This is a genomic window from Microbacterium sp. Bi128, from assembly GCF_918698205.1.
Window position 1 is genome coordinate 1 of the sequence record NZ_CAKKMM010000208.1, and the last position, 6,934, is coordinate 6,934.

The 6,934-nt window shown below is 72.4% G+C and carries 7 protein-coding genes; 5 read left to right on the forward strand and 2 right to left on the reverse strand.

All coding sequences use genetic code 11. The features are described from left to right. The first annotated feature begins 106 nt into the window (after positions 1–106). From LQV45_RS14725 to LQV45_RS14740, 4 genes are all read left to right on the forward strand, one after another. Complete coding sequence (locus LQV45_RS14725) at positions 107–883, forward strand: LLM class flavin-dependent oxidoreductase (protein WP_230007671.1); 777 nt, start codon at positions 107–109, stop codon at positions 881–883. Positions 884–924: 41 nt separating this feature from the next. Further along, positions 925–1,332, forward strand: coding sequence for a hypothetical protein (locus LQV45_RS14730; protein ID WP_230007672.1), 408 nt, complete (start codon positions 925–927; stop codon positions 1,330–1,332). Positions 1,333–1,591: 259 nt separating this feature from the next. Continuing rightward, a complete protein-coding gene (locus LQV45_RS14735; protein ID WP_230007673.1) occupies positions 1,592–3,190 on the forward strand; it encodes an ATP-dependent DNA ligase in 1,599 nt (532 codons plus the stop codon). A 4-nt stretch (positions 3,191–3,194) separates the two neighbouring features. Further along, on the forward strand, positions 3,195–3,821 hold the full coding sequence (locus LQV45_RS14740; RefSeq protein WP_230007674.1) for a hypothetical protein: 627 nt from the start codon (positions 3,195–3,197) through the stop codon (positions 3,819–3,821). 9 nt (positions 3,822–3,830) lie between these two features. On the opposite strand, the gene LQV45_RS14745 is transcribed toward LQV45_RS14740, so the two are convergent. Further along, the gene (locus LQV45_RS14745) at positions 3,831–4,694 is read right to left on the reverse strand and encodes an NYN domain-containing protein (protein ID WP_230007675.1); all 864 of its coding nucleotides are present in this window, start codon (positions 4,692–4,694) and stop codon (positions 3,831–3,833) included. 42 nt (positions 4,695–4,736) lie between these two features. Beyond that, positions 4,737–5,720 (reverse strand): Gfo/Idh/MocA family protein, encoded by a 984-nt coding sequence (locus tag LQV45_RS14750; protein WP_230007676.1) that lies wholly within the window; start codon positions 5,718–5,720, stop codon positions 4,737–4,739. Between the two features lie 94 nt (positions 5,721–5,814). Here LQV45_RS14750 and LQV45_RS14755 point away from each other — a divergent pair. Beyond that, a partial coding sequence (locus tag LQV45_RS14755) for a M20/M25/M40 family metallo-hydrolase (protein ID WP_230007677.1) occupies positions 5,815–6,934 on the forward strand: 1,120 nt, incomplete at its 3' end.

Here is a 6,934-nt window from a genome sequence, read left to right on the forward strand (position 1 = left end):
GAGTGGACGACGTCGTGCTGCTCCCCACCGACGACGTCGACCTGCACACGTTCCTCGCCGGTGTCGGTCAGGTCGCCGTCGCGCTCCCCGCCGCCGGAGGCGTCTCGTGAGCGACGGAGTGCTCTCGCTGGGGGTCGCGGGCTCCCTCGGCCCCGAGGCGATCGCCGCCATCGCCCCGGCGGTCGAAGAGGCCGGGTTCCACACGCTGTGGGTGAACGACACCCCCGACGGCGACGCGCTCGCGGCTCTCGCGGCGGCCGCCCGCGTGACGGAGCGCCTGCGGCTTGCGACCGGCGTCATCCCGGTCGATCGCCGCCCCGCCGACGAGATCGCAGCGCGCGCGGCATCCCTCGATCTGCCGTTCGACCGCCTGACGATCGGCATCGGCTCGGGAATCGCCCGCGAGGGGGCGCTCGCGCGCGTCCGCGACGCGGTCGCGGTGCTGCACGGCGCCGGGCTGCCGCGCGTGCTGGTCGGTGCCCTCGGGCCGAAGATGCGGCGGACCGGCGCCGAGCACGCCGAGGGGGTGCTGCTCAACTGGGTGCCGCCCACCGAGGCGCACACGCAGGCCGAGGCCCTCCACGCGCTCGTCCCCACGACGCACGTCGCCGTCTACGTCCGCACCGCGATCGCGGCCGCCGCGCGCGAGCGCCTCGACGTCGAGACCGCGCGCTACGCCGCGTTCCCGAACTACGCCGCGAACTTCGCGCGGATGGGGGTGGATGCCGCCGACACCACGATCCGCGACGTCACCGCACTGGACGACGCGGTCGCGGCGTATCGGGCGGCGGCCGACGAGGTCGTGCTGCGCGCGATCGTCGCGGAGGACACGGTCGAGGCCTACCTCGAGTTCGTGCGGCGGACGCGGCCGGGGCGGGGCTGACGACGACCCTTGCCCTCTGCGGCGGATGACAGACTGACCGGATGCCACGACGTCGAGGTCTCTCCGTCCGCTCCGTCGCCCGGGGCGTCCTCGCGCTCCTCCTGATCGGGGCCGGTGTCAGCCATCTGACGTGGGGACGCCGCGGGTACCGCATCGTCGTGCCGGATTGGGCCACGCGGATCCTGCACACCGACAAGGACGCCATCGTCGTGGCATCCGGGGCCGCCGAAGTGCTGCTCGGTGTCGGCCTCGTCGCTCTGCCGCGCGAACGCCGCCGCGTCGGTGCGGTCGTCGCGGCGTTCTTCGTGGCGGTGTTCCCGGGGAACGTGCACCAGTGGCGCACGGGACGTTCGGCACCGGGCCTGAGCACAGACCGCGCGCGGTTCGTCCGGCTGTTCCTGCAGCTGCCGCTCGTCGCCTGGGCGTGGTGGGCGACGCGCGAGCGCTGACCCGCGGCGCCCGCGTCGGCGTTCCCCACCGGCCACCCGGGTGCGGGGCGCGTTTCTCGCGTCGGGGCGGATTTCGCGCCCCCACGCGCAGAATCCGCCCCGAACCGGTCGGCCGCCCCGACCGCTGCGCCCTCGCCTGCGCTCGGATAACGCGGCGTCGCCGCACGCGAGGAGGCCCGCGGCACTCGACGAGATGGCACCGCGGGCGCGGGAACGCAAGCCGACCAGCGATGTCGGAGGGGGATGCCAGGATGCCGACATGCTCTTCGGGGATCTGCAGGCCGCGCTCGCGGCGGTGACGGCCACGCGCTCGCGCCTCGCCAAGGTCGAGGCGCTCGCCGATGCCCTCGGCCGACTCGCGCCCGACGAGATCGTGCCGGCGGTGGGCCTGCTCACCGCCGCGCCCCGCCAGGGACGTCTCGGCGTCGGTTGGCGCACGCTGGCCTCGCGCGGCGGCGAGCACGCCGACTCGTCCCTGCTGACGATCGGCGACATCGACGCAGCGTTCGCGCGGCTGGTCGCGATCTCGGGCGGCGGCTCGGCCGCGGCGCGCACGGCTCTGCTCGACGACCTGGCCGCACAGGCCACGGCGGACGAGTGGGACCTCCTGGTCCGCATCATGACGGGTGAGCTGCGCACCGGTGCACTCGAGGGCGTGCTCCTCGATGCCGTCGCGCGCGCCGCCGACCGAGATCCGCTCCTCGTGCGTCGCGCGGCGATGCTGTCCGGCGACCTCGGCGAGACGGCCGCGGTGGCTCTGACGGGGACGCCGGAGGATCTGGCATCCATCGGTCTCGTGGTGGGCCGCGGCGTGCAGCCGATGCTGGCCTCGACCGCCGCGTCGGTGGCCGACGCGCTCGCGATCGCCGGTCGAGCGTCGGTGGAGTACAAGCTCGACGGTGCGCGCGTGCAGGTCCACCGTCACGCCGACGAGGTGCACGTGTACACGCGCACGCTGGCCGACGTGACCCACCGCGTGCCCGAGATCGTCGCGCTCGTCCGTGAGCTCCCGGTGACCGACGTGATCCTCGACGGCGAGACGCTCTCGCTCGACGACGACGGGGCGCCGCGCCCGTTCCAAGAGACGATGGCGCGATTCGGCGCCGAGACGGCGCGCGAGATCGCGCTGCGGCCGTGGTTCTTCGACGTCCTGCACGTCGACGGGCGGGACCTCGTCGACGAGTCCCTCTCGGTGCGCCGGGCGGAGCTCGATCGCATCGCCCCGGACGCCCGCATCCCGGCGATCGTGACCGACGATCCGGCCGAGGCCGACGCGTTCGCCCGCGCGGCGCTGCAGGCCGGGCACGAGGGTGTCATGGTGAAGGGCCTCGATGCCCCCTACACCGCGGGGCGACGCGGCAAGAGCTGGCTCAAGGTCAAGCCGGTGCACACGTTCGATCTCGTCGTGCTCGGCGTCGAACGCGGATCCGGGCGGCGCGCGGGCTGGCTGTCCAATCTGCACCTCGGGGCTCGCGATCCGAGCGGGGCGTTCGAAGACCCCGGTGGTTTCGTCATGGTCGGCAAGACCTTCAAGGGACTCACCGACGACATCCTGCGGTGGCAGACCGTTCACTTCGCGGAGCGCGAGATCGGCGCCGTTCCCGGGGGCATCCGGGTCGCTCCCGACACCGTTGTCGAGATCGCGATCGATGGCGTCCAGCGTTCCTCGCGGTACCCGGGCGGTGTGGCTCTGAGGTTCGCGCGGGTCAAGGCCTACCGGAGCGACAAATCGGCCGCGCAGGCCGACACGATCGACACGCTCCGCGCACTTCTGCCGGGCGCCGGTGCCCCCACCGGGTCGGAGACGGACGAGGCGGATGCCGCCGACGATGCGGGCGCCACGCCCGGGGAAGGGTGAGGCGATGAGTCGTGCTCCCTGGCTGGATGGAGAACTCGAGTACCGCAGCTTCGGCACGCCGGGCGCGCCCCGCGCGGTGCTGGTGCTGCGCACGGGCGACGTCTCGACGATCGATCCCGACGTCCGCATCACCTCGGGGTTCGATGTCCGGATCGTCGCGGTGGGTCTGGACGCCCCCGAACTCGAGGACCCGCCGGCGTTCGGCGGACATACGCCCGCGGGCCTGACCGTCGACGCCCTGCGGACACTGCTCGAGCGCGAAGCGCTCGGCACAACGGTGGGGGTGGTGGGCGAACGGTCCGCCGGGCCGATTGCCATTCACCTGGCGGCCGCGATGGGCGACGTCGTCGACCGACTGGCGATCGTCGGCGTCGAGAGCCCGTCCGACCCGCTCAGTCGCGACGAGCACGCGCCGCTGCTCGACGGGGTCTCCGCCGAGACTCTGATCATCGTCGGAGGCTCCGGACCCGCCGACGCGATCGATGCCGAGTGGTATCGGGGCCGGCTGCCGTCCGCCCGCGTCGAGGAGATCCACCCCGACGACCTCGACACGATCAACGGCCACGTGACGCTCTCGGCCGTGTGGGGGAGTGTGCTCGCGCACGTCGCCCCGGGGGCCGAGCGGCGCTGACGCCGGGCCTCAGCTTGCGCGCGCGACCGCGCGCACCTGCACGACGTTGGATTCCTCGTCGACCTCGACGTGGTCGGTCTGCGCCTTCAGGAAGTCCGAGAAGCTGCGGAACCCGAGCGCCTTCTCGCTGAACGACGGGTCGAGGCGCTTCATGAGGTCTTTGACCGCGGACGCGTGCAGCCACTCGCCGTCGGCGCGTTCGCCCTCCAGCTGCATGGCGCGTTCGAGCAGGTTGACCGCCGGGTCCTGCGACCGCTTGCGAGCGCGCGGCCGCGAGGGCGCGGCATCCTTCTTCGTCTCGGTGAGCTTGGGGATGCCGGGAAGACCGTCGTAGTTGTCGAATCGGTCGCACGCGGAGGCCAGCGACTTCGCCGTGGAGCCGGCCACACCGATGCCGACGACGTAGCGTCCGAGACGCTTGCACCGCTGCGCGAGGGGAACGTAGTCGCTGTCGCCCGCCACGATCACGACGTGCGAGAGGTCCGGAAGGCGAAACATGTCCTCAACGGCATCCACCGCGAGACGGATGTCCGCCCCGTTCTTGGCGTATGCCGCCGCGGGAAACAACTGCACGAGGTCGACGGCGCGGGCCACGAGCTGCGAGCGGTACTCGGCGTTCACCGGGGCAGACCAGTCGGCGTAGGCGCGCGTCAGAACCAGGGTGCCGAACGACGCCGCGTAGTCGATGATCGCTCCGACGTCGATCGTCGCCTTCGTCAGCCGCTCGGCGATCTCGGGTTCGATCGGGTTCTCGGCGATCTTCTGCCGGTCGCGGGAGTACGCGTTGCGCCCGTGCACGCGGTCGTACCACGACATCACGATGTTGTCGAAGTCGAGGTAGACGGCGACACGGGCGCTCTGGGTATCCGGCATGGCTCCAGTCTCCCCCGTGAGAGCGTGAGACGGGTAGCCCGCTCAGCGCTCCCCGGGGTAGACCACACCGATCTGTCGGCGGATCTCATCCAGAACACCCATGATCGCGACGGTGTCGTCGATGGAGAGCACGTCGCTCGAGGTCGCCCCCGCCGCGACCAGGCGCTCGGCCGCCAGAGCCTGGAACTGCATTCCGCGTCCCTCGACGGCGCCGTCGAACTCCTCGATCACGCCGCCGTCGGGACCGACCACGCGGAACGTCGTCGGCGTGTACCAGACGCTGTCGATCTCGATCCGGGCCTCGGTGCCCACGATCTGCGCGATGTTCATGCCCGCACCGCGCGAGGACGACACGGTCGTCGAGACGGCGCCGCCGGGGTGGGCGAACACCGTCGCGACCTCGGCGTCACTTCCGGCATCCGACAGGCGGGCGATCGCGGTGATGCGCTCGGGGAGGCCGAGGACGGAGACCACGAACGAGATGGGGTAGATGCCCAGGTCCAGCAGCGCTCCACCACCCAGGTCGAGGGAGTTCAAACGGTGCTGCGGGTCGGTTGAGATCTTCTGCGTGTGGTCGGCGGACACCACACGGATCTCCCCCAGGGTGCCGGCGGCGAGGATCTCGCGGATGCGTTCCATGTGCGGCAGGTACCGCGTCCACATGGCCTCCATCGCCAAGAGCCCCTTCTCGGCAGCGCGGTCGCGGATCGCCGCGGCCTCGGTGCCGTTGAGGGTGAACGGCTTCTCGACGAGCACGTGCTTGCCGTGGTCGAGCGCGAGAAGGGCGTTGTCGAGGTGACCCGGGTGCGGTGTCGCGATGTAGACGATGTCGACGTCGGGATCGGAGACGAGCTCCTCGTACGAGCCGTGCGCGTGGGGGATGTCGTACTGCTCGGCGAACGCGCGCGCGTTCTCGATCGATCGGGAACCGACGGCGGCGACGTCGAGTCCCGCAGTGCGGAGGTCGGAGGTGAAGGCGTGCGCAATGCCGCCGGTGGCGAGAATGCCCCAGTGCAGTCCGGTCATGGCTCCACCGTATCGGCGCGAACGGGACATCAGGCCGCGTCGGGACGGCGCGCGCGAAGGAGCGAGATGGATGCCGCCCGCGTAGGCTCGCGTCATGACGCCCGTCGAGCGCTTCCGCGAGCTGCTGGCCATCCCGACCGTGTCGCATGTCGACGTGACGCGAACCGACACGGCGCGTTTCGAGGAGTTCCGCGCCGCGCTGGAACGGCTCTACCCGCTCGTCCACGCGCACCTCGAGCGCGAGGTCGTCGCCGGGTATTCGCTGCTGTACCGCTGGCGGGGCCGGTCGACCGGCGAGCCCCTGCTGCTTCTGGCGCACCAGGACGTCGTCGACACCGCGGGGCAACCGTGGACCCGAGACCCCTTCGCCGCCGGGATCGAGGGCGAGGGGGCCGAGGCCACGCTGTACGCCCGTGGCGCGATCGATGACAAGGGCGCCCTCGTGGCGATCTTCGAGGCCGTAGAGGAGGCGCTGTCGGAGGGGCTCGTTCCCCGCACCGATGTGTGGCTGGCGTTCGGCCACGATGAGGAGACGCTGGGCACGGGTGCTCACGCGATGGCCGCGCTGCTCGCGGAGCGGGGTGTCCGCCCCGCGCTCGTGCTGGACGAGGGCGGGGCCGTCGTCGACGGCGCGGTGCCCGGTGTCGCGGCGCCGACGGCGATGATCGGGGTCGCGGAGCGCGGCACCGCGACCTTCGACATCGTCGCGCGGGAAGCGGGCGGACACGCGTCCACGCCGCCCGCCCTCCCCGCCACCGCGCGACTCGCGCGTGCCATCGATCGCTTGCGTCGTCGCCCCTTCCCGCGCCGGCTCGTCCCCCCGGTCCGGGCGATGCTCGCGACCGCCGCCGCACACGCGCCCGCTCCGGTGCGCACGGCATTCCGCCGTACCGAGCTGACGGCGCCGGTGCTGACCGCAGCCTTCGCCCTGCTCGGGCCCGAGACCAACGCGCTCGTCCGCACGACCGCGGTGGTGACCCGGCTCGAGGGGTCGGCGGGTGACAACGTCCTCGCCACCGTCGCGCGCGCGACGGTGAACGTGCGACTGCTCACCGGCGACACGGTGTCGGATGCCGCCATCCACGTGCGCCGCGCCATCGCCGACCCGCACATCGACATCGAGCTGCGCCACGGCGGCGATCCGTCTCCGGTGTCGCCGTGGCAGGGCGCCGCCTGGCGGCGGCTCGCGATGGCGGTGGGGGAGACGCTCGGTG